Source organism: Novosphingobium lindaniclasticum LE124 (assembly GCF_000445125.1).
In the GTDB taxonomy this organism is placed as follows: Bacteria; Pseudomonadota; Alphaproteobacteria; order Sphingomonadales; family Sphingomonadaceae; genus Novosphingobium; species Novosphingobium lindaniclasticum.
Genome location: NZ_ATHL01000149.1, coordinates 23965 through 44133, shown reverse-complemented (window position 1 = coordinate 44133; position 20169 = coordinate 23965). Strand labels below are relative to the sequence as shown.

Genomic DNA, 20169 nt, shown 5'->3' with positions numbered 1-20169 from the left:
TCACGAACCCGACCTGTCGAGGGTCAGGTGCCCAGTGTTAGCTGCCTATAGTCAGCTGGCCGAATCGGCCACCGGCAGATCGTCCTCGGGATCGGGCATGATGCTGATCTCTTTCCGGTCGATCTGCTGGAGCGTGCGCCACGCCATCAGCCCCATGACGATATAGGACACCGCGCCGCCCACGGCGACCGCCCAGGCCGCCCCGCTGGGGCCGGTCGGGAGCAGGAAGACGAGCCCGATGGCCAGCGCGATCAAGGCGATCAGGCGGGCCACCAGCGAATGGCGGGCGCGCCCGGTTGCGTGAAGCACCGGTTCGAAAGCGACGCTGGCCAGATCGAAACAGGCCGCGAGCGTCAGCGGCACCAGGATCGCCGCGCCCTGTTCGAAATCGTCGCCGCCGATCACTTCCAGCATCTGCTTGCCGAGCAAAACCGCCACGGTGACCACGACGATCCCGGCCAGGCCGGCGATCTTGCTGGTCTGCAGCGCAAGCTTGCGGAATTCCGACGCCTTGGACGAAACGCGGGCGCGCGCGACTTCGGCGTAGACGGATCGGGTCAGCAGCGACGAGAGCTTGCTCAGCGCCTGCGAGATCTGCGAGGCAAGCCGGTAAAGACCGGCCGCCTTGGTACCGACCCAGGCGCCGACGATCAGCAGCGGGCCGTTCTTCATCGCCGCGTCGAGAGTGGAGGCGGCGTAAGTCTGCATGAAGAAGCGCGTGACGCCGGGGTTCTCTTCGATCGCCTTGCGCCAGTTGCGCAGGTTCGCGAGATTCACCGCTTCGGGACAGAGCCGCCGCGCCATGATCCAGTAGAGCAGCGCTTCGACGATATCGATCGCCGCCCACGCGAACAGGAACCGGCCGACACTCGGCCCGGTCATCCAGATCACGAGCGAGGCGGCAAGACGGCCGCTGGGAACGATGGCTTCGACATAGACCGCCATGTCGAAGCGGTTGAGCGCGCGCACGATCCCGGTGGGCGCCGAGACCAGCGCCCAGAGCGATCCCACGCAGAACCAGAAAGCCACGTCGACGAAATGGGGGTTGAGTTCCAGCTTGTGTGCGAAGCCGAAGATCAGGACCGCCGCCAATCCGCAGCCGATCACCGCGCCGACGCCATCGAGCAGGCCGCAGAGCATGCCGAGACGGCCCAGCTTGCCCCAGTCCCTGGCGTGGACATGTTCGCTGCCGTACCGCACCACCACCCGCCAGGTCTGGAAGCTGGCAAGCGCGATCAACGCCTGCGCCGTCCCGAAGATCAGTGAGAAGTGGCCGAAATCCTTGAGGCCGAGCGAGCGCGTCTGGATAGCGAGATAGGCAAGGCCGCAGACCGCACCGAAGCCTTTCCCGCCCAGCAACCAGGCCGTGTTCTGAAGTATCCGCCCTAGCGGAGATTTGCTCTCGCGGCGGTGAAATTTGGCGGACATCGCGGCTGCATGTGGACGAGGGGGAAGGGACTTGCAAGCTGTGCCGATTGCGGATGTCCCCACCGTGAACGATTCGAATAGCCCGGCAGCCGATCGAAGCGCTTCGCGCGGCACCTTTCCCTTTCAGGCGCCAATGCCTAGATGCGGGCCATCTTCTCCTTCCAACGAAACGCGAAAATTCATGATCGAACACGCCATCCTTCTCAGTGCCGGCCAAGGCTCGCGCCTGCTTCCGCTCACCGCCGAGCGGCCCAAGTGCATGATCGACTTCTCCGGCAAGTCCCTGATAGAATGGCAGATCGAGATGCTGGCCCGCGGCGGGGTGAAGCGGATCGACGTGGTCACCGGCTTCATGACGGACATGCTGGAAGAGCATCTGAACCGCATCGACGACCCGCGAGTCGAGATCAACGTCCGGTTCAATCCGTTCTTCAAGGTTGCCGACAATCTCGGCTCCTGCTGGATTGCGCGCGAGGCCATGCGCGGCGATTTCCTGATCCTCAACGGAGACACGCTGGTTTCGGAGGAGATCGTCCGCCAGGTCCAGCAAGGCGCGACCGATGTCGACGGCAAGCCCTGGCCGATCACCGTGACCGTCGACGTCAAGGCGGATGGCTACGACAGCGACGACATGAAAGTCGAGCGCGAGGCGGACGGCCGACTGGTCCACATCGGCAAGACGCTGACCGCCGCCCAATCGAACTGCGAATCGATCGGCTTCCTCGCCTTTCGCGGTGAGGGCGCCGACCTGTTTCGCGAGACCGTCCGCCAGGCCATGCGCACCCCGGAGGGGGTCCAGCACTGGTATCTCAAGGTCATCGATTCGATCGCCCCCACCGGCAAGGTCGGCACGGTGTCCATCGAGGGAATGCAATGGGCGGAAGTGGACTTCCTCAACGACATCGAGATCGCGACGAAGCTGACCGACACCTGGTGAGAAAAGCCGCGTCGTCCCGGACTTGACCCGGGACGACGGTTAAAGCCGTTTCGGAGCCGTCAGGCGTCTCTACCTGACTGAAATCCTCTAGCCGAAGTGCTCCTTGAGCCACTCCACCAGCGCGGCCAGATCGTCGCCGTCCAAAGCCACGGCATGGCCCAGGTCGGGGACCTTGGGCCAGCCGCAATCCACGAATTCCTGCCCCTGCCACTCCCGCGCGCCTTCGTAGCGCGGGATCACGTGGAAGTGGACATGCGGGTCCACCATCATCAGCATCAGGTAGTTGAGCCGATCATAGCCGACCGCTTTCCGCAGCGCCGCCTCTATCGCGGCCGTGGCCAGCTTCAGGTCGGCATGGCTCTCCGCCGGCAGCGCGCCGAACGCCGTGGCGTCGGATTTAGCGGCAAGCACCAGCGATCCCAGAGTCGGCTGCGTGGGCCGCGCCAGAACCGCCCAATGCGCGAATTCCGCGACGAGCGTGTGGGGGTAGCCGAACTTTTCCATCGTCGCGTTCATCGTCGATCCTCCCTCAGGCGTCCGAGAGCCAGGAGGTGATCGTACCGCCGCGCGCGCGCACTATCCATGCCTGAACCAGACGGACGGCGTGGATGAGGCACGAAACGACAGTCCACCACGCCACGACGACGAGGCCGATGTCCGGGCGAGAGAACAGCATGGCCACGAACAGGATCACCATGTTCGGATTGCGGCGCGCCGTGATCAGGCGGAACCGGCTGTCGAACTTGCGCCAGACGTGGATGTGCATGAGGCCGTTCTGCTTCATGAACAGGCCCTCGATCAGGCGCTGCACTACATAGCCGCCCTGAATCGCACCCTGCACCCACCAGAACGTGGCATCGTCATAGGCGAGGCCCCAGGTCGCCAGGCCGGTCGCCCAGAACCACCACCAGAACGGCGGATGGACCAGGTCCATGCCGTGGTCGGCCACGTTGCCCCACTCGGAAGAGGTGATCGTGCACCGCGCAAGTTTGCCGTCCACGGTATCCAGCACCATGAACACGAGGCCGAGAGCCATGCCCAGCCAGTAATGCCCATAAGCGAAGAGGACGGTGGCCAGCACACAGAACGCGGCACCTACGGCGGTCACCATGTTCGGGGTGATGTGCAGCCTGGCGCAGATCCGCGTCAGCACCAGCGCCCACTCGGGCCAGAGATACTTGGTCAGCACGTCGGTCACGCCCTTGTAGGCTCCGAAATAGCTGGCACGCTCGATCGTGCGGACCGACTGCGGGCTTAAAGCCATGAGGAACGGCGTTTCGCGCTTGCGAAGCTGCTTGTTCTCTATGGTGGGTCCGCTTTCGTAGGCGACGACGGTAAGGCCACTCACATCCGCAAGGGAGGAACCGGCAGCCATGGCCTCGGCGATTCGCGCCGCTTGCGCGGGGTCGGCGGCATGGGCCAGCGCCGGAACGCCGCCAAGGGTGAGGACCATGCCCCGGCGCGATGTGACGTATTTGAACCAGCCCGGATCCCACGCGAAAGCCGCGTTCGAGAGGATTACTGCGCCCTGCGGAGCCGCCGTCGCCAACCGGCTGTCGGGCAGGGCGCCATTGGCGCGCGCGATGCGAGCTACGCGCTCGGCCATGGTCAGGCCCCAGAGCTTGACCGGGTTTTCGCCGACGGTGACGACGCGAGGGGGATTGTCATGTTCGACCATGTTCGCGGCCGTAATCCGTCCCTTTGCCCGAGGCAACGCTGCGACTTGCGGAAAATGCGACCGTTTTTGCCGGTCTTGCAAGTGGCGCAAAAGCGCCATACAACTGTAACCTTAATGTGTCAGTGAATGTTTCCTGATGATTTTCGTCTGCGGCATCCCTACATAGGGCCCGTGTACGGAACCATTTACGAATTCGAAACGCTGCCGACCTTCGGCGAGCAAGGCAAGCGCAAGGGCACTGCTCCTGCGCGTGCGGCCCGTCGCGGCCGCGCCGTTCCTCTCGTAGGTATCATCCGCAATCCTCGCAGCCATCGCAACAAAGGCCGTGCGGCCGAGATGGAGGATTGCTCCAACATCCTCACCGAGACCCCGCGCACGCGCCAGGATCTCCACCGGGTGCTCGACGGCTTCGCGCGCCGCGGCATCGACTATCTGGTGGTGGACGGCGGCGACGGCACGGTGCGTGACGTCCTGACTTGCGGCGCAGACATCTTCGGAGAGGAATGGCCCACGCTGATGGTGCTGCCCAAGGGCAAGACCAATGCCCTGGCCATCGATATCGGACTGCCGACTCACTGGTCGCTAGCGGAGGCGCTGGCCGCCGCCCACAAGGGCAAGACCGTGACTCGCCGCCCGCTGCGCATCTCGTCCAGGGATTCGAGCAGCGGCCACATCATGGGCTTCATCCTGGGCACCGGCGCTTTCGCACTCGCGACCGAGGCCGGCCAGGAAGCCCATCGCCGCGGTGCCTTCAACAGCTTCGCGGTCGGTCTCAGCGTGCTCTGGGCCATGATCCAGACGCTGTTCGGGCGGTTGGGGAATCCCTGGCGCTCCTGTACGCCGATGCGGTTGATCGATCGGCACACCGGCCGCGAGCTTGCTTATACCGGCCCCGGCAACCCCGACGAAAGGTTCATGGCCGTCGCCACCACTTTCGAGAAGTTCCCGCTCGGCGCGCGCCCCTTCGGCAGCGACGTTGCGCCCGGCATGAAGCTGGGCGTGATCGATTGGCCGGTGCGCTGGATCATCGCCCTTCTGCCGGCGATCCTGTTCGGCCTGAACGGCAGGTTCCTGGAGCGCCGCGGCACCCATCGCCTGAGCGCCAGTGCCGTGGATTTGGAACTCGGCGGCTCGTTCATCCTCGATGGCGAATCGTTTCCGGCCGGCGACTACCTGCTCGAAGAAGGCCCTCAGCTGACTTTCGTCGTCCCCTGACCATCGCCGAATTGCGGAGTGCGACATCGGTGCGCTTGATTTCGAGCCATCGGTGCCCGACCATGATCCCATGACTCAAGATCTCGAGGGGCGCGTCACGGCGGCGCTCCAGCGTCCTGTCGTGCCTGAAGTCCGCGCTTTTGCGGAGCGTCTGGCGCTGGCCGCCGGCAATGCGGTGGCGGTGCTGTTCTACGGCTCCAACTTGCGCACGGGATCGCTCGATGGCGTGCTGGACTTCTACGTCCTCACCGAAGGCCCGCAGGTCGAGAAGATCTGGCCGCGCGTCAGCTATCATGAATGGACCTGGCAGGGCGTCCCCCTGCGGGCCAAAGTCGCGACGATGGCACTGGATACCTTCCGCGCCGCCGCCGCCGGTGAACTGCTCGACACCACGATCTGGGCGCGTTTCGTCCAGCCGAGCGGTATCGCCTGGCAGCGGGACGAGGCTGCGCTGAGCCGCGTCGCCGCCGCCGTGTCCGGCGCCGCCCGCACCGCCGCCCGGCTCGCGGTTGCGCTCGGGCCTGAGACCGGCACCGCCGGGGATTACTGGCGGGCGCTGTTTCGCGCGACGTATGCCGCCGAGTTCCGGGTGGAGAAAGCCGGCCGGGAGGACTCCATCCTTTCCGTAAACCGCGAGCACTTCGACGGGCTGCTGCCGCTGGCACTCACCGCCGACGATGTCCGTTTCGAACGCCTGCCCAGCGGCACGCTGCACCCGCAGCTTTCACCGCGCGATCGCCGCCGCATGCTGGCGTGGTGGAAACGCCGCCAGCGTTTGGGCAAGCCTTACAACGTGCTGCGCCTGCTCAAGGCTTCGACCACTTTCGAAGGCGCCGCGCGCTATGCCGCCTGGAAGATCGAACGCCATACCGGCGTGCCGGTGACGATCACCCCCTGGCGCGAGCGGCATCCTGTGCTGTCGGCGCCCGGCGTGCTCTGGCACGTCTGGCGCGCCAAGAAAGCCATGGAGCGCAGGCCGGCATGACAGGGGACATGCCCTCCGCCCTGATACTCGCAGGCTCGCGCCCCGGCTCTCCCGATCCGGTCGCAGCGGCTGAAGGGCTGACGCACAAGGCCTTGGTCGAACTCGAAGGCAAGCCGATGCTCGCCCATGTCGTGGAGGCCCTGAGCGATGCCGGGATCAGGCGCTTGGCCGTCGTCGCCAACGACCCGGCGGTGGTTGCGCTCGCCGAACTGCTCGGCTGCGAGACGGTTCCCGCCGAGGCCGGGCCCAGCGCCAGCGTTGCGGCGGGCTTCGCCCTGCTCGGCGCGCCGATGCTGGTGACGACATCCGACCATGCCCTGCTGCGCGGCGATTGGGTGCGGGATTTCGTCGGCGACACGCCCGAGGATGCCGACGTTTCCGTGCTGCTGGCCCGGCGCGAGGCGATCGAGGCAGCCATGCCGGGATCGCGGCGCACGTACTTGCGCTTCGCCGACGGCCACTGGTCGGGCTGCAACCTGTTCCTGCTGAAAACGGCGCGCGCCGAGGCGGCGATCGAGACCTGGAAGCTGGTCGAGGCCGATCGCAAGCGCCCCTGGCGCATTGCCGCGCGCCTTGGTTTGGGCATGCTGGCGAGCTATGCGCTCGGCCGCCTTACCCTTTCGGCGGCATTGTCCCGCCTGGGCGCGAAAATCGGCCTGAATGCCCGCCTGGTCGCTGCACGCGATGGGCTGGCGGCGGTCGATGTGGACAAGCCGTCCGATCTCGTGGACGCCCGCGCGATCTTGGCGCGGCGCCAAGGCTCCGGTTAGCCTCGCGCCTCGCGCTTTATACCGCCGTCCATCCCAGCCTCGTGGTGACGGCCGGCGCAACCGGCCTGCCCAGACTACATATACCGCATCTGAATACGGATCGACTTCACCTCCTTGCCCACCGGCACACCAACCTTGGTGTAGCTCGGCTTGCCGAGGTTGAAGATGTTGATCGAGGGATTGTTCGACATCGCCCCGCCATCCGAGCCGAGATCGGTCTTGCCGTTCCCGTTCACGTCATGCCGCACGGCGATGCCGTAAGTGCCCGAGGCCGGAACCGGCACGCAGAAGGTCATCGAACCCGCCTTGGCAGGCGCCTCGATCCGCTTCAGCCACTTGCCCTTGGCAAGCCATTCGGCGGGGGTGGCCCGGTACGACTGGACGCGCATGCGGCCTTCGGACGACTTGATCCCGTCCACGGTAACCATGATGGCGGGGCCGCCGCCGGCGCGGCACTGGCTCATGTCGTTGCGAACTTCGTCGCGATACTGCGCGGCGGCCGGCACGGAAAAGGCCAGGGCAGCAAGCCCTGCCGCAATCACCACGGGCGCCTTGGGAAACGTCAATCTCATCTCCGGTTCCATCATGTATTCAAGGGCCGGAAGCCCATGAAATATCGGCCGCCGCACTGCCATCTGAGCCGTGAATGCACTCTGAATTGGCAGTTCACAAGCCCGGCAGGAAGGGCCGGCGAGGGGGCATAGGGAACATCCTCCATATGGCGTGTGGAAAACGGCGCCGTGCCGCTTGTACCCCCAACATCCGGTGCCCTATCCTTCGCACCCGAGGAGTACCGTTCTTTATCATGACCACGCCGCTGATCTCGCCCTCCATCCTGTCCGCCGACTTCGCCCGTCTGGGCGAGGAAGTCCGCGCGATCGACGAAGCCGGCGCGGATTGGATCCACGTCGATGTCATGGACGGCCACTTCGTCCCCAACATCACCATAGGCCCGGCCGTGGTGAAGGCGCTTCGCCCGCACTCGGCGAAAGTGTTCGACGTCCACCTGATGATCTCCCCGGTGGATGCCTATCTCGAAGCCTTCGCAGAGGCCGGCGCGGACTACATCACCGTCCACCCCGAGGCGGGCCCGCACGTCCACCGCACGGTGCAGACGATCCGCAATCTCGGGAAGAAGGCGGGCATTTCGCTCAATCCGGCCACGCCTGCCAAGATGCTGGACTACCTGATCGACGAGATCGACCTCGTCCTCATCATGAGCGTCAACCCCGGTTTCGGCGGCCAGAGCTTCATTTCCAGCCAGCTTCGCAAGATCGAGGCCGTGCGCAAGATGATCGACAAGTCGGGCCGCGACATCCGCCTGGAAGTGGACGGCGGCGTCGATGCCAAAACGGCGCCGCTCTGCGTTGCGGCGGGCGCCGACGTGCTGGTGGCGGGTTCGGCGACCTTCCGCGGAGGCCCTTCGCAATATGCCGCCAATATCCGTGGCCTGAAGGGGCTCGCCTGACCCGGTGATTGAAGACGGTGACGATTTGATACGGTGACCCGGGCACCCCGTGCCGGCTTCCCCGACGGAACCCGTTGATGGGAACCCGGGCGGGCTCCGGGAGATTTCTTCGGCGGATGGGCCGCATGTCGGCGGTGTGGAGGGTGCCTTGAACCAGAGCGTTAGCGGATCGCCGGCCCTGAAGACCGCGTCCGACGAACCCTATCCCGAAGGCGATATCACCGGTATCTCGGCTTTCGCGGTAGAGGATCACGAACTGCTCTCCCCTCGCGCCGAGCGGCATGTGGAAATCGCCCAGATCGACGGCGGCCGTGCTCTGGCGCTCGCCGATTTCTCCTCGCCAGCGGTCGGCCCCGGCGAGCGCTTCATCCGCTTCGCCTATCGCCTCGGCATTCCCGGTTCGGTGCTTTCCGCGCCCGTGGGGAAAAAATCCCGTACCCGGCTGCTCGCCACGGTCAGCAACACGCTGCCCGGCCATGCCGCCGCAGGGACCGCGCTGCGTGCCGGGCACTTCCTGATCCATGGAGCGAAGACGCCGATCGCCCAGGTCGACTATGCCGGACCGTCCCGCGTGACGCCGCCGCTGGAGCGCGTAGTCCACAGTTTCTCCTGGCTTACCGACCTCGAGGCCTGCGGCCCGCGCGAGCAGGGTGCGCCCACCGCCGAGCGCATCCTGACTGCCTGGCTCCAGGCCAATCCGAAGCCGCCCGCGAAGCCCGGCAAAGGCCCGGCCTGGGACGTCGGCAATACCGGCGCGCGGCTGATGAACTGGCTGGCCCACGCCCCCCTGATCCTCTCTGGCGAAAAGGCACTGCGCAGCCGCACGCTGGCCCACATTTCCGAAACCGCCCGCTGGCTGGACCGCCATGTCGGCCGCGCCGAGGACGAACTTGCCGCCGTCGCCGGCTGGAGCGCCATCGTCGCCGCCGGCCTGTTGCTGCCGGAAGGGCGTCCTCGCCGTCTCTACGGCGAAGCGGGCCTGATCAAGGCTCTGGGCGAGCTGATCGGCGACGACGGCGGCGTGCTGTCCCGCAGCCCGCTCGCGCAGATGGAAGCCATCGCGCTGCTGGTGCGGCTGCGCAACTGCTACCACGCCACCCGCAGGGACGCGCCGAAGGCGGTGGAGCGGGTGATCGAACTGCTGGTTCCGCCGCTCCTGGCGCTGACCCATGGCGACGGCTCGCTGGGATCGTGGCAGGGCGGCTGGGCCGTCGATGGCGAAGACGTGAACGCCCTCGTCAAGGCCACCGGCGTCCGCACGCGCCCGCTGCGCGAGGTGCGCCAGTGGGGCTACCAGCGCGTGCTCGCGCACAAGTCGATCCTTCAGTTCGACACGGCGCCGCCGCCGCTGCCCGCACACGCCCGCTACGGCTGCGCCTCCACGCTGGCCTTCGAGATGTCGCATTCCGGCCACCGCCTGGTGGTCAACTGCGGCGGTTCGGCGAGCGGCGGCGGGCTGGTGCCGGTGCGCCTCGAACAGGGGCTCCGCGCCACCGCCGCCCATTCCACCCTCACCCTTGACGATGCCAATTCCACCGCCGTCCTGATCAACGGCGCGATCGGCGGCGGCGTCAGCGAAGTCGATATAGACCGCAAGACGCTGGTGCAGGAAAACGGCGGCAATGCCACCCGCATCGAGGCCAGCCACAACGGCTACGAGGCGCGCTATGGCCTGACCCATCGCCGCATCCTGATCCTGCGCGACGACGGCAGCGAACTGCGCGGCGAGGACGTGCTGATCCCTGCCGGACGCAAGGGCCATCGCGGCAAAGTGGGTTTCGCCATCCGCTTCCACCTCGGGCCTCACGTCGAAGTCCTCCTCACCGAGGACGGACAGGGCGCGGGCATGGCTCTGCCCGACGGCAGCCTCTGGCAGTTCCGCAGCAGCGCGGGCGAGGTGACGCTGGAGGATTCGCTCTGGGTGGACGGCCAGGGCCGTCCGCAGGCGACGCAGCAACTCGTGATCCAGGGGCTGGTCTCGCGCGGAGGCGGTAATTTCGGCTGGCTTATCAAGAAAATGGGGTGAATTGCCGCGACGAGCCCTACGGCTTGTGGCACTCTCATCCTGCGGTGATCACCGGGAAAATGCGGCATCGAGAGAAAGAGCATTTTCGCTCACCGCGAAAACGCTCTAGAGGGCGCGCAAAATCCCTGTCCGCCAGTCCAGAACGAGGCCATATTCATGACCGATACCGTCCAGATCCGCCGCGCATTGCTTTCGGTTTCCGACAAGACCGGCCTCGCCGATCTGGGCAAGGCGCTCGCCGCGCGCGGGGTGGAACTGGTCTCGACCGGCGGCACCGCCAAGGCGCTGCGCGACGCCGGCCTGGACGTGAAGGACATCTCGGAAATCACCGATTTTCCGGAGATGATGGACGGCCGCGTCAAGACCCTGCACCCCAAGGTCCACGGCGGCCTGCTGGCTGTCCGCGACAACCCGGAACACGCCAAGGCGATGGCCGACCATGAAATCGGCGCGATCGACCTCGTGGTCGTCAATCTCTATCCCTTCGAGGCGACAGTCGCCAAGGGCGCCGACCGTGACGAGATCATCGAGAATATCGATATCGGCGGCCCGTCGATGGTGCGCTCGGCTGCGAAGAACCACGCCTTCGTCGCCATCGTCACCGACCCCAAGGACTACGACGGCCTGCTGGCGGAACTGGAGACGACCGACGGCGGCACCACGCTGGCCTTCCGCAAGCTGCTCGCCGCGCGCGCCTATGCGCAGACCGCCGCCTACGATTCGATGATTGCACAGTGGTTCGCCTTCGCCGACCAGGGCCTCGAGTTCCCCGAGATGCTGAGCATCAACGGCCGCCTCGGCACCGAACTGCGCTATGGCGAAAACCCGCACCAGAAGGCCGCGCTCTACACGCCGGTCGGCCCGTTCACCAAGGGCCTGGCCCAGAGCGAGCAGGTGCAGGGCAAGGAGCTGTCCTACAACAACTACAACGATGCCGACGCCGCCTTCGAACTCGCGGCCGAGTTCAAGGGCCAGGATCCGGCCGTCGTCATCGTCAAGCATGCCAACCCCTGCGGCGTGGCACAGGGTTCAAGCCTGCTCGAAGCCTGGCAGGGCGCGCTGGCCTGTGACGACGTTTCCGCCTTCGGTGGCATCGTCGCGGTGAACACTACGCTCGACGGCGCCACGGCCGAGGCGATCTGCCAGATCTTCACCGAAGTGGTCGTCGCACCGGACGCTGACGAGGACGCCCGCGCCTTCTTCGCCAAGAAGAAGAACCTGCGCCTGCTGCTGACCGGCGACCTGCCCGATCCGCGCCGCGCCGGCCTGCTGGTGCGCCAGATCACCGGCGGCCTGCTCGTCCAGAACCGCGACAACGGCGCCATCGGCTTCGACGACCTCAAGGTCGTGACCAAGCGCGCGCCGACCGACCAGGAACTGAAGGACTGCCTCTTCGCCTGGACGGTGGCCCGCCACGTCAAGTCGAACGCCATCGTCTATGCCAAGGACGGCGTCACCGCCGGGATCGGTGCGGGCCAGATGAACCGCCGCGATTCCTCACGCATCGCCGCGATGAAGGCTGCCGAAGCCGCCGAGAAGTTCGGCTGGGCGCAGGCGCGCACGGTCGGCTCGGCAGTGGCATCCGACGCCTTCTTCCCCTTCGCCGATGGCCTGCTGGCCGCTGCCGAAGCCGGCGCGACGGCGGTGATCCAGCCGGGCGGCTCGATCCGCGACGACGAAGTCATCGCCGCTGCCGACGAGGCCGGCCTGGCGATGGTCTTCACCGGCATGCGCCACTTCAAGCACTGATCTTGAACGCGGGTCCGACCAATCGAGGGAGGCGGCCATGTGGCTGATGTGGCTAGGGCCGCTCGTCACCGTCGCCTTCCTCGTCGGGCTCGCCACGGCGGCAGTGCTGGTCCGGCTCGGTCGTATCCGCAGGCCCCATCACGTCCTCGGCGCGCTGGCCCTTCCGTTCGGATGCGCCGCGCTGCCGGTCGTGGCCCTTGCCGTGATCTCCGTTGGTTCGGCCCTGCTTACCGGCACGACACCTTGACCGAAATGTGACGGTTCCATCGCTCCGTCGCTCCATATCAACAGTTCGTCGCAGAATGGAGTGCAGCTCGTCGCCATTCACTGGACGGCAAGGCGATTCGCTCCAAGTGAGCGGCACGCAATCCTTACCAAGCAACAGAGCTGATTTTCATCATGGGACTCTTCAAGGCCGACTTCTACCGCTTCTTCGCCCTCGGCTTCGCCGGCGGTGCGCTGCTGGTGCTCGGCGCGATGGGTGTCGGCCATCACTCGCTTACCGGCGGCATCGTACCCGCCGCCGAAGCCGCCGCGCAGATCGACTGATCGCCGGCCAGGGGCGCGCCGCCCTTTCACGCTTTCAATTGCGCAGTGCCGCGCCAATGCCCATATGGGCGACATGGCTAATGCGCATCATCATCACGAACATTCGGGCGACAACCTTGTAGAGGCTGCCCGCGCCGCTTTGGAGAAGGCCGGCGAGCAATGGACCGAGATGCGGGCGGACGTCTTCGGCGCGCTGGCCGAGCGCGACCGCCCGGCTTCGGCCTACGATCTGGCTGAAAGCGTGTCGACCATGCGCGGCAAGCGCGTGGCGCCCAACAGCGTCTATCGCATCCTCGATCTTTTCGTCCGCACCAATCTCGCCCGCCGGGTCGAAAGCGCCAATGCCTACCTCGCCAACAGCCACCCCGGCTGCCAGCACGACTGCATCTTCCTGATCTGCGACGTCTGCGGCCAAGCCGTCCATATCGACGACGACAAGCTCACCGGCGCGCTCATCGCTGCGGCCAAGCAGGCTGGCTTCGCCGGCGTGCGCCCGGTGGTGGAACTACGCGGCACCTGCGCCGTCTGTAGCTGAGGCGGTTTTAGAGCCCTCCGCTGCCCGTGCCGCCATGCTAGCGTCGCCCGAGGCGAACATCCGCGTCCTCCGCGATTTTAGCCCGAATCGCGGCCATTTACGTCTCCGAACGTCGCAGCCAGGCAACACTCCCCACGTTTTTCCTGTCCTTTCGGATGACACCGGCATATTGCCCACCGCTTAATTCGACACCAGAACATGTAGCGTGTAGAAGCAGACCATGACAGCCAACCCGGCCACGCCGCTCCTCGACACCGTCGACACCCCGGACGATCTTCGCAAGCTCAAGCCTGCGGACTTGCGTCAACTGGCCGACGAACTCCGCACCGAGATGATTTCCGCAGTCGGCCAGACCGGCGGCCACCTCGGCTCGGGCCTCGGCGTCGTCGAACTGACCGTCGCGATCCACTACGTGTTCGACACGCCAACCGACCGGCTGATCTGGGACGTGGGCCACCAGGCTTATCCGCACAAGATCCTCACCGGCCGCCGCGACCGCATCCGCACCCTGCGCCAGGGCGGCGGGCTCTCCGGCTTCACCAAGCGCTCGGAAAGCGAATACGACCCCTTCGGCACGGCCCATAGCTCCACCTCGATCTCGGCCGCGCTCGGCTTTGCCGTCGCCAACAAGATCAAGGGCACGCCGGGTCGCGGCATCGCCGTGATCGGCGACGGCGCGATGAGCGCCGGCATGGCCTATGAGGCGATGAACAACGCCGCCGAGGCCGGAAACCGCCTGATCGTCGTGCTCAACGACAACGACATGTCGATTGCGCCCCCGGTTGGCGGACTGTCCGCCTATCTGGCGCGCCTTGTATCCTCGGGCCGGTTCCTGGGCCTGCGCGACCTTGCCCGCAAGTTCGCGCGCCGCCTGCCCCGCCCGCTCCACGCCGCCGCCCGCAAGACGGACGAGTTCGCGCGCGGCATGGCGATGGGCGGTACCCTGTTCGAGGAACTCGGCTTCTACTACGTCGGCCCGATCGACGGCCATGATCTCGATGCGCTCGTTCCCGTGCTGGAAAATGTGCGCGATGCCGCCGAAGGCCCGATCCTGGTCCATGTCGTGACCCAGAAGGGCAAGGGCTACGGCCCCGCCGAGGAAGCCGCCGACAAGTATCACGGCGTGCAGAAGTTCAACGTCGTCACCGGAGAGCAGGCCAAGGCGCCCGCCGGCCCGCCCAGCTATACCGGCGTCTTCGCCAAGGCGCTGGTGGCCGAAGCGGAGAAGGACGACCGCATCTGCGCCATCACCGCCGCCATGCCCTCGGGCACCGGGCTGGACAAGTTCGCGCAACTCTTCCCGAACCGCAGCTTCGACGTGGGCATTGCCGAACAGCATGCCGTCACTTTCGCGGCCGGTCTGGCGGCGCAGGGCATGCGGCCGTTCTGCGCCATCTACTCCACGTTCCTCCAGCGCGCGTTCGACCAGGTGGTCCATGACGTGGCGATCCAGAACCTGCCCGTGCGCTTCGCGATCGACCGCGCCGGTCTGGTCGGCGCCGACGGCGCCACGCACGCCGGTTCGTTCGACGTGACCTACCTCGCCACCCTGCCGAACATGGTCGTGATGGCCGCTGCCGACGAGGCGGAACTGGTCCACATGGTCCACACCGCCGCCCAGTACGACGACGGGCCGATCGCCTTCCGCTATCCGCGCGGCAACGGCGTGGGGCTGGAGCTTCCCGAAGTGCCGGAACTGCTGGAAATCGGCAAGGGCCGGATCGTCCGGGAAGGCACCAAGGTCGCACTTCTCTCGCTCGGCACACGCCTCGGAGAAGCGCTCAAGGCCGCCGATCTGCTGGATGCCAAGGGTCTCTCCACCACCGTGGCGGATCTGCGTTTCGCCAAGCCGCTGGACACCGACCTGATCCGCAAGCTGATGCTCAGCCACGACGTGGTCGTCACCGTGGAAGAAGGCGCCATCGGCGGCCTGGGCGCCCACGTCCTGACCATGGCCAGTGATGAGGGCCTCACCGATGCAGGCCTGAAGATCCGCACCATGCGCCTGCCGGACGTGTTCCAGGATCACGACAAGCCCGAGGCGCAGTATGACGAAGCGGGGCTGAACGCGCCGCAGATCGTGGACACCGTGCTGAAGGCCCTGCGCCACAACAGCGCCGGCGTGAACGAAGCCCGGGCCTGACGGCGCCTTCGCCATCGATTCGACGGCAAAGTAACAGGAAAGGGGCCTTCGGCAATCGCCGGAGGCCCCTTTCCTGTTACCAGTCGTAAGCCTTGGGCAGATACGTCCGATCGAGGCTCTTGTAGCGCTGCTTCAAGCGGCTCTGGTGATTGTCGAGCGGCTGCCTGATCCCGTCGATATAGACTTCGACCGGCGCCGATGAGAGTTCCAGTGGATCGCCGTCCCACACGACGACATCGCCAACGGCGCCCGGCGCCAGCACGCCCTCTTTACCGCCCATGCCGCTGATTTCGGCCGGAACAGAGGTGATCGCGGCGAACGCCTCGCCCCAGGTCAGGCCCACCGCGCCGGGCAGCCTGTTCAGGGCCACGAGATTGCCGGCCTGCTGCGGCGCATAGCGGGGCTGGTTGCTGCCCCCGAACATGCCGATGGCAACCTTGACGCCGGCCTTCTTCATCCGCCCGACGTTCGACTGGGTGGCCGCGAGGCTTTCGAAGCTGGCGGGAAGATCGCGCAGCGGCATGGCGATGACCGGCACCTGGGCGGCCGCGATGGCGCCGGCCACCAACCAGCCTTCGGTCGCGCCCACCAGGACGAGGTTGAGCTTGGGAAACTCGGTCTTGAGCGCCAGAACGCTGCGAATGTCGGCGGCACGTTCGACGCCGACATAGAGCGCCTGACGGCCGTCCAGCACCGGTGCCAGGGCCAGGGCATCCGCACGGGTGAGCATGGCATCGCTGCTGCGCGCGCCGGGCACCGTTGCCAGGTCGCGCGCCTCACACAGGGCATTGCGCAGCGCGACATGGGCCGCAACGCGGCTACCGCCTGCCAATCTGGCCCCCGCTTCGCCCAATTGCACGAACTGGAAGGCCCGCGCCGTGTTCACCAGGTCGACGCCGGCGCCCAGATCGATCAGCGCGCCCTGCCCGGCAAAGATCGAATCGCCGTTTACCGGCGCGACGCTGGCGCGGGTGACGCCGCCTTCGCGGCTGATCGCGATATGCGCGTTGGCGGGATTGATCGCCGGGGCCACATCGAGCGCGGCATTGAAGGGAGACTTGCCCGCTTCGGAATCGTTGCTGTCGGCCACGCCTTCCACGTCCCAGAGGCCGAGATCGGTCACGGCGGAGAACAGCCCCGGCGTCACCCATTTGCCGGTGCCGTCCACACTGCGCATCCCGGCGGGCACGGCAATGCCGGCCCCCGCCGCGACCACCTTGCCGGCCCGCACCACAACGGTGCCGTGCTCGATCGGCGCGCCGCCGTCACCCGTGGCGACGGTGGCGTTGGTTATCGCGAAGTCCTGCGCAGAGGCCATGCCCGGAAGGACAACGGCCGCCAGCGCGGCCATGACAAGGGCGCGGCGGCTCATTTCACGTCTCCTTCACCCGGCTGGCCCAGCTCGAAATCGCTGACCGGACGGCGTCTGGCGTCCTGCGCGTCGAACATCAGGGCGCCGTCGATCCACACTTTCTCAGGCCGCGAGTAAACCGAGAGCGGATTGCCGTTCCACAATACCACATCCGCCATCTTGCCCACCTCGAGGCTGCCGGTCTTCTCGCCGATACCCATGGTCTTGGCGGCATTGTAGGTGAACCAGCCGACGACCTGGGCGTCGGGAATGTCGATGCCGATGCGGCGACCGTCGGCCTGGGCCTTGGCGGCTTCCTGGTTGAGGCGCTGGATGCCGTTTTCGTCATCCGAGTGGATCACCACGCAGGCCCCTGCATTGGCGAGCAGCGCCGCATTCTCGGGGATCCCGTCATAGGCCTCCATCTTGAAGCCGTACCAGTCGGCCCAGATGGCGGCGCAGATGTCGTTTTCGCGCAGGATATCGGCGATCTTGTAGGCTTCCACGGCGTGATGGAAGGCGGTGATCTTGTAGCCCATCTCCTTGGACATATCGATCACCTGCGCCATCTCGTCGGCGCGGTAGCAGTGGTTCTGGACCAGGATCTCGCCCTTGAGCACGCCTTCCAGCGTATCCTTGCCCAGGTCGCGCTCGGAATGGTCGCCGTCCATGTATCGCCGCGCATCGATCCAGGCCTGGCGATCGACGGACATGTTGCCCATCCGGGTCGAGGGCTTCTGACCCTTGCCGCCGTAGACCCGCTTGGGGTTCTCGCCGCAGGCCATCTTCAGCGCATAAGGCGCGCCGGGGAACTTCATGCCCTGCACGGTGATGCTCGGCACGTTCTTCAGCGTGACCGCGCGGCCGCCGATGAGGTTGCCCGAGCCGGGCAGGATCTGGAGACTGGTGACGCCGCCGTTGGCGAGCGCACGGGTGAAGCCGGGATCCTGCGGCCAGACCGAATGCTCGGCCCAGACGTCGGGCGTAGTGGGGCTGGTCATCTCGTTGCCGTCAGCCAGCGCATCCACGCCGGGCGAGGGATAGACGCCGAGGTGCGAATGGATGTCGATCACGCCCGGCGTGACGAACTTGCCCGTGCCGTCGATGCGGGCATAGCCCTCGGGGATCGCCATGTCGGCACCGCCCACCGCCTGGAGCTTGCCGTCTCGGAACAGCACAACGCCGTTCTCGATCCGGCCGCCGCGCCCGTCATAGACGGTGGCGCCCACCAGAGCGGTCGGCGTGCCGGGATAGGACTTGTAGGTGGAAGGATAAGGATCAGCGACGATCGGCGCCGCCTTCTTGTCCTGCTTCTTGGCGTCCGCACCCGTAGCGCCCAGCGCCAGTGCCGCGCCCAGGACGAGTGTGGACGACCAGCGCCGCAATGCCGGCGATACCCTCATGTCGTATTTCCCCTGTTTGATTGCAGTCCGGCCCGGAAGAACCTTGGTTCGCCGGGCCGGTTTGGTGTCAGTGCGGTTTGCGTTCCGGGTGGAAGCCTGCTTCCTGCGCTTCCAGCCCCAGTTCGCTCTGCCCCGCAAGATCGCGGTCGATCCCGCGATCCTCCAGGGTATCGAGATGCATCCAGCGCTTCACCAGTGGCGAAAGCGCCAGCACCACGACCGCAACGCCGATCGTAGTCCAGCCAATCGTGGAGTAGATGCCCAGGGTCACCTGCTTGTCCATCACGCCGCTTTCGCCGCCGGTGGCCTCGCCGATCTTGCCTGCCACGAAATTGCCCACGGCGGTCATGTAGAACCACGCGCCCATGATGAAGCTGCCGAGGTGCAGCGGCGAAAGGCGCGTCATCGCCGAAAGGCCCACGGGCGAAAGGCAAAGTTCGCCGGTGGTGTGCAGGGCATAGATCAGGAAGACGAACAGAACCGAGGTCATCGCCGCCGGATCGCCGCTGCCCGCGCCCCAGACGAAGACCAGGAAGCCAAGGCCGACCTGGATCAGCGCCAGGCCGAACTTGGCGGGGGCCGAAGGTTCGATGCCCTTGCGGCCGAGGTACTGCCAGAGGGCGGCGAAGATCGGGCCGAACAGCACGATGTAGATCGGGTTGATCGACTGGAACAGGCTGGTCGGCACGCCGCCGCGGTCCACGAACTTGTCGGTATAGAGGCTCAGCGAGCCGCCGGCCTGTTCGAACAGGCCCCAGAAGATCGGGTTCAGCGCGATCAGGAACAGGATCGCGAAGATACGCTCACGCGGTTCCTTGGGCAGCTTGAAGGCTTCGTAGAGCGTGTAACCGAGCATCGCGACGCCCGAGACGACGAGCAGCGACTGGATCACGCTGACGTACTGGATCAGGAACCAGATCACCGCCACCGAGCCGATGCCGATGCCGTAGAGCGTCAGTTCGCCCTTCTTCGCTAACGGCTTGGGAGGCTCGCCCCGGCCCTTGAGCGCGGGCTTGCCGGCCACGAAGATCAGCAGGCCCAGCACCATGCCGATGCCGGCAAGGCCGAAGCCCCAGGACCAGCCGATCGTCTCGCCCAGGTAGCCGACCAGGATCGTGCCCAGCGCGGCGCCGGTGTTCACGCCCATGTAGAAGATCGTGTAGGCCGAATCGCGGCGGGAATCGGTCATCTTGTAGAGCTGCCCGACGATCACCGAGATGTTCGCCTTGAGGAAGCCCGAGCCGACGATGATCAGCGCCAGCGCCAGCCAGAACACGTTGATGGCAGGATCCGCCTGCTTCACCAGCGGGTCGGTGGCGCCGTGGATGCCCTCATAGGCCATGAACAAGTGGCCCACCGCGAGCACGATGCCGCCGAACAGCACCGCCTTGCGCTGGCCCAGGTAACGGTCGGCCAGGTAGCCGCCGAGCACCGGGGTGATATAGACCAGACTGGTATAGGCGCCGTAGATCAGATTGGCGCTACCGTCATTGAACAGCCAGAATTTGGTGAGATAGAGGATCAGCAGCGCGCGCATGCCGTAGTAGGAGAAACGCTCCCACATCTCGGCGTAGAACAGCACGAAAAGGCCGCGCGGGTGGCCGACGAATTCCTCGCTCTTGCGGGTGGCGATGACGCCGCCGATGGCCAGCACGGCAAAGAGGAGAATGGCGCCGATCGCGGCGATCCAGTCCCCCTCGTTCCAGGTTGCGATATCTTTCATGCGCCCTTCTTTTGTCCTGTCGCCCGAAAAGCTTGACCCACAAGCTTGAAAGCGGAGACGTTAGCGGCCAAATCGGCCGTGTAAATGGGGTGGAGAGGCGTCATCAGGCTTTCGTGAGCACGGAAAACCGCGTGATTTTTCCTACCTCGGGTGAGCCATTGCGCGAAAAGCACCGGAATGGCATTTTCTTGTGCTGACGGAACCAAGTC

Annotated in this window: 18 protein-coding genes; 11 read left to right on the top strand and 7 right to left on the bottom strand. The window is 66.1% G+C overall.

Annotated features, from left to right (window positions below; all coding sequences use genetic code 11):
- Nucleotides 1-51: 51 nt before the first annotated feature.
- A complete protein-coding gene (locus tag L284_RS45005) occupies nt 52-1428 on the bottom strand; it encodes a lipopolysaccharide biosynthesis protein (protein ID WP_021235997.1) in 1377 nt (458 codons plus the stop codon).
- 181 nt (nt 1429-1609) lie between these two features.
- On the opposite strand from L284_RS45005, the gene L284_RS45000 reads away from it, so the two are divergent.
- Nucleotides 1610-2365, top strand: coding sequence for a phosphocholine cytidylyltransferase family protein (locus tag L284_RS45000; RefSeq protein WP_021235996.1), 756 nt, complete (start codon nt 1610-1612; stop codon nt 2363-2365).
- Between the two features lie 87 nt (nt 2366-2452).
- Here L284_RS45000 and L284_RS44995 read toward each other — a convergent pair whose 3' ends face one another.
- On the bottom strand, nt 2453-2881 hold the full coding sequence (locus L284_RS44995) for an HIT family protein (protein ID WP_021235995.1): 429 nt from the start codon (nt 2879-2881) through the stop codon (nt 2453-2455).
- Nucleotides 2882-2894: 13 nt separating this feature from the next.
- A complete protein-coding gene (locus L284_RS44990; RefSeq protein WP_021235994.1) occupies nt 2895-4043 on the bottom strand; it encodes a CDP-alcohol phosphatidyltransferase family protein in 1149 nt (382 codons plus the stop codon).
- 171 nt (nt 4044-4214) lie between these two features.
- On the opposite strand from L284_RS44990, the gene L284_RS44985 reads away from it, so the two are divergent.
- The 3 genes from L284_RS44985 (at nt 4215) to L284_RS44975 (ending at nt 7013) form a co-directional block, all read left to right on the top strand.
- A complete protein-coding gene (locus L284_RS44985) occupies nt 4215-5258 on the top strand; it encodes a diacylglycerol/lipid kinase family protein (protein WP_021235993.1) in 1044 nt (347 codons plus the stop codon).
- 70 nt (nt 5259-5328) lie between these two features.
- Nucleotides 5329-6243 carry a hypothetical protein gene (locus L284_RS44980; protein ID WP_021235992.1) on the top strand — a complete coding sequence of 305 codons (915 nt, stop codon included), beginning with the start codon at nt 5329-5331 and terminating at the stop codon, nt 6241-6243.
- Entirely contained in the window at nt 6240-7013 is a 774-nt protein-coding gene (locus L284_RS44975; RefSeq protein ID WP_031343160.1) for a nucleotidyltransferase family protein, read from the top strand. The genes L284_RS44980 and L284_RS44975 overlap by 4 nt, the downstream gene beginning before the upstream one ends.
- Before the next feature lie 74 nt (nt 7014-7087).
- On the opposite strand, the gene L284_RS44970 is transcribed toward L284_RS44975, so the two are convergent.
- Nucleotides 7088-7585 carry a DUF2141 domain-containing protein gene (locus L284_RS44970; protein ID WP_031343159.1) on the bottom strand — a complete coding sequence of 166 codons (498 nt, stop codon included), beginning with the start codon at nt 7583-7585 and terminating at the stop codon, nt 7088-7090.
- Nucleotides 7586-7818: 233 nt separating this feature from the next.
- Here L284_RS44970 and rpe point away from each other — a divergent pair, with 233 nt between their 5' ends.
- The 7 genes from rpe to dxs all read left to right on the top strand — a co-directional run bounded on the left by rpe (nt 7819) and on the right by dxs (nt 15483).
- Complete coding sequence (gene rpe / locus L284_RS44965; protein ID WP_021235989.1) at nt 7819-8481, top strand: ribulose-phosphate 3-epimerase; 663 nt, start codon at nt 7819-7821, stop codon at nt 8479-8481.
- A gap of 148 nt (nt 8482-8629) precedes the next feature.
- Nucleotides 8630-10507 (top strand): heparinase II/III family protein, encoded by a 1878-nt coding sequence (locus L284_RS44960; protein ID WP_031343158.1) that lies wholly within the window; start codon nt 8630-8632, stop codon nt 10505-10507.
- A gap of 156 nt (nt 10508-10663) precedes the next feature.
- Entirely contained in the window at nt 10664-12256 is a 1593-nt protein-coding gene (gene purH / locus L284_RS44955) for a bifunctional phosphoribosylaminoimidazolecarboxamide formyltransferase/IMP cyclohydrolase (RefSeq protein WP_021235987.1), read from the top strand.
- Nucleotides 12257-12293: 37 nt separating this feature from the next.
- The gene (locus L284_RS44950; protein WP_021235986.1) at nt 12294-12503 is read left to right on the top strand and encodes a hypothetical protein; all 210 of its coding nucleotides are present in this window, start codon (nt 12294-12296) and stop codon (nt 12501-12503) included.
- Nucleotides 12504-12655: 152 nt separating this feature from the next.
- Nucleotides 12656-12805, top strand: coding sequence for a hypothetical protein (locus L284_RS48465; RefSeq protein ID WP_021235985.1), 150 nt, complete (start codon nt 12656-12658; stop codon nt 12803-12805).
- 73 nt (nt 12806-12878) lie between these two features.
- Nucleotides 12879-13340, top strand: coding sequence for a Fur family transcriptional regulator (locus L284_RS44945; RefSeq protein WP_031343157.1), 462 nt, complete (start codon nt 12879-12881; stop codon nt 13338-13340).
- 220 nt (nt 13341-13560) lie between these two features.
- A complete protein-coding gene (gene dxs / locus L284_RS44940) occupies nt 13561-15483 on the top strand; it encodes a 1-deoxy-D-xylulose-5-phosphate synthase (protein ID WP_021235983.1) in 1923 nt (640 codons plus the stop codon).
- 76 nt (nt 15484-15559) lie between these two features.
- On the opposite strand, the gene L284_RS44935 is transcribed toward dxs, so the two are convergent.
- The 3 genes from L284_RS44935 to L284_RS44925 all read right to left on the bottom strand — a co-directional run bounded on the left by L284_RS44935 (nt 15560) and on the right by L284_RS44925 (nt 19960).
- Nucleotides 15560-16855 (bottom strand): amidohydrolase family protein, encoded by a 1296-nt coding sequence (locus L284_RS44935; RefSeq protein ID WP_021235982.1) that lies wholly within the window; start codon nt 16853-16855, stop codon nt 15560-15562.
- The gene (locus L284_RS44930; protein ID WP_021235981.1) at nt 16852-18237 is read right to left on the bottom strand and encodes an amidohydrolase; all 1386 of its coding nucleotides are present in this window, start codon (nt 18235-18237) and stop codon (nt 16852-16854) included. Before L284_RS44930 ends, L284_RS44935 begins: the two co-directional genes overlap by 4 nt.
- Nucleotides 18238-18304: 67 nt before the next feature.
- Nucleotides 18305-19960, bottom strand: coding sequence for a peptide MFS transporter (locus L284_RS44925; protein WP_021235980.1), 1656 nt, complete (start codon nt 19958-19960; stop codon nt 18305-18307).
- Nucleotides 19961-20169 lie beyond the last annotated feature (209 nt).

Bases quoted from the DNA above. Each gene is read 5' to 3' on its own strand.
- L284_RS45005 (WP_021235997.1), bottom strand. From the start codon at position 1,428: ATGTCCGCCAAATTTCACCGCCGCGAGAGCAAATCTCCGCTAGGGCGG.
- L284_RS45000 (WP_021235996.1), top strand. From the start codon at position 1,610: ATGATCGAACACGCCATCCTTCTCAGTGCCGGCCAAGGCTCGCGCCTG.
- L284_RS44995 (WP_021235995.1), bottom strand. From the start codon at position 2,881: ATGAACGCGACGATGGAAAAGTTCGGCTACCCCCACACGCTCGTCGCG.
- L284_RS44990 (WP_021235994.1), bottom strand. From the start codon at position 4,043: ATGGTCGAACATGACAATCCCCCTCGCGTCGTCACCGTCGGCGAAAAC.
- L284_RS44980 (WP_021235992.1), top strand. From the start codon at position 5,329: ATGACTCAAGATCTCGAGGGGCGCGTCACGGCGGCGCTCCAGCGTCCT.
- L284_RS44975 (WP_031343160.1), top strand. From the start codon at position 6,240: ATGACAGGGGACATGCCCTCCGCCCTGATACTCGCAGGCTCGCGCCCC.
- L284_RS44970 (WP_031343159.1), bottom strand. From the start codon at position 7,585: ATGAGATTGACGTTTCCCAAGGCGCCCGTGGTGATTGCGGCAGGGCTT.
- rpe (WP_021235989.1), top strand. From the start codon at position 7,819: ATGACCACGCCGCTGATCTCGCCCTCCATCCTGTCCGCCGACTTCGCC.
- purH (WP_021235987.1), top strand. From the start codon at position 10,664: ATGACCGATACCGTCCAGATCCGCCGCGCATTGCTTTCGGTTTCCGAC.
- L284_RS44950 (WP_021235986.1), top strand. From the start codon at position 12,294: ATGTGGCTGATGTGGCTAGGGCCGCTCGTCACCGTCGCCTTCCTCGTC.
- L284_RS48465 (WP_021235985.1), top strand. From the start codon at position 12,656: ATGGGACTCTTCAAGGCCGACTTCTACCGCTTCTTCGCCCTCGGCTTC.
- L284_RS44945 (WP_031343157.1), top strand. From the start codon at position 12,879: ATGGCTAATGCGCATCATCATCACGAACATTCGGGCGACAACCTTGTA.
- dxs (WP_021235983.1), top strand. From the start codon at position 13,561: ATGACAGCCAACCCGGCCACGCCGCTCCTCGACACCGTCGACACCCCG.
- L284_RS44935 (WP_021235982.1), bottom strand. From the start codon at position 16,855: ATGAGCCGCCGCGCCCTTGTCATGGCCGCGCTGGCGGCCGTTGTCCTT.
- L284_RS44930 (WP_021235981.1), bottom strand. From the start codon at position 18,237: ATGAGGGTATCGCCGGCATTGCGGCGCTGGTCGTCCACACTCGTCCTG.
- L284_RS44925 (WP_021235980.1), bottom strand. From the start codon at position 19,960: ATGAAAGATATCGCAACCTGGAACGAGGGGGACTGGATCGCCGCGATC.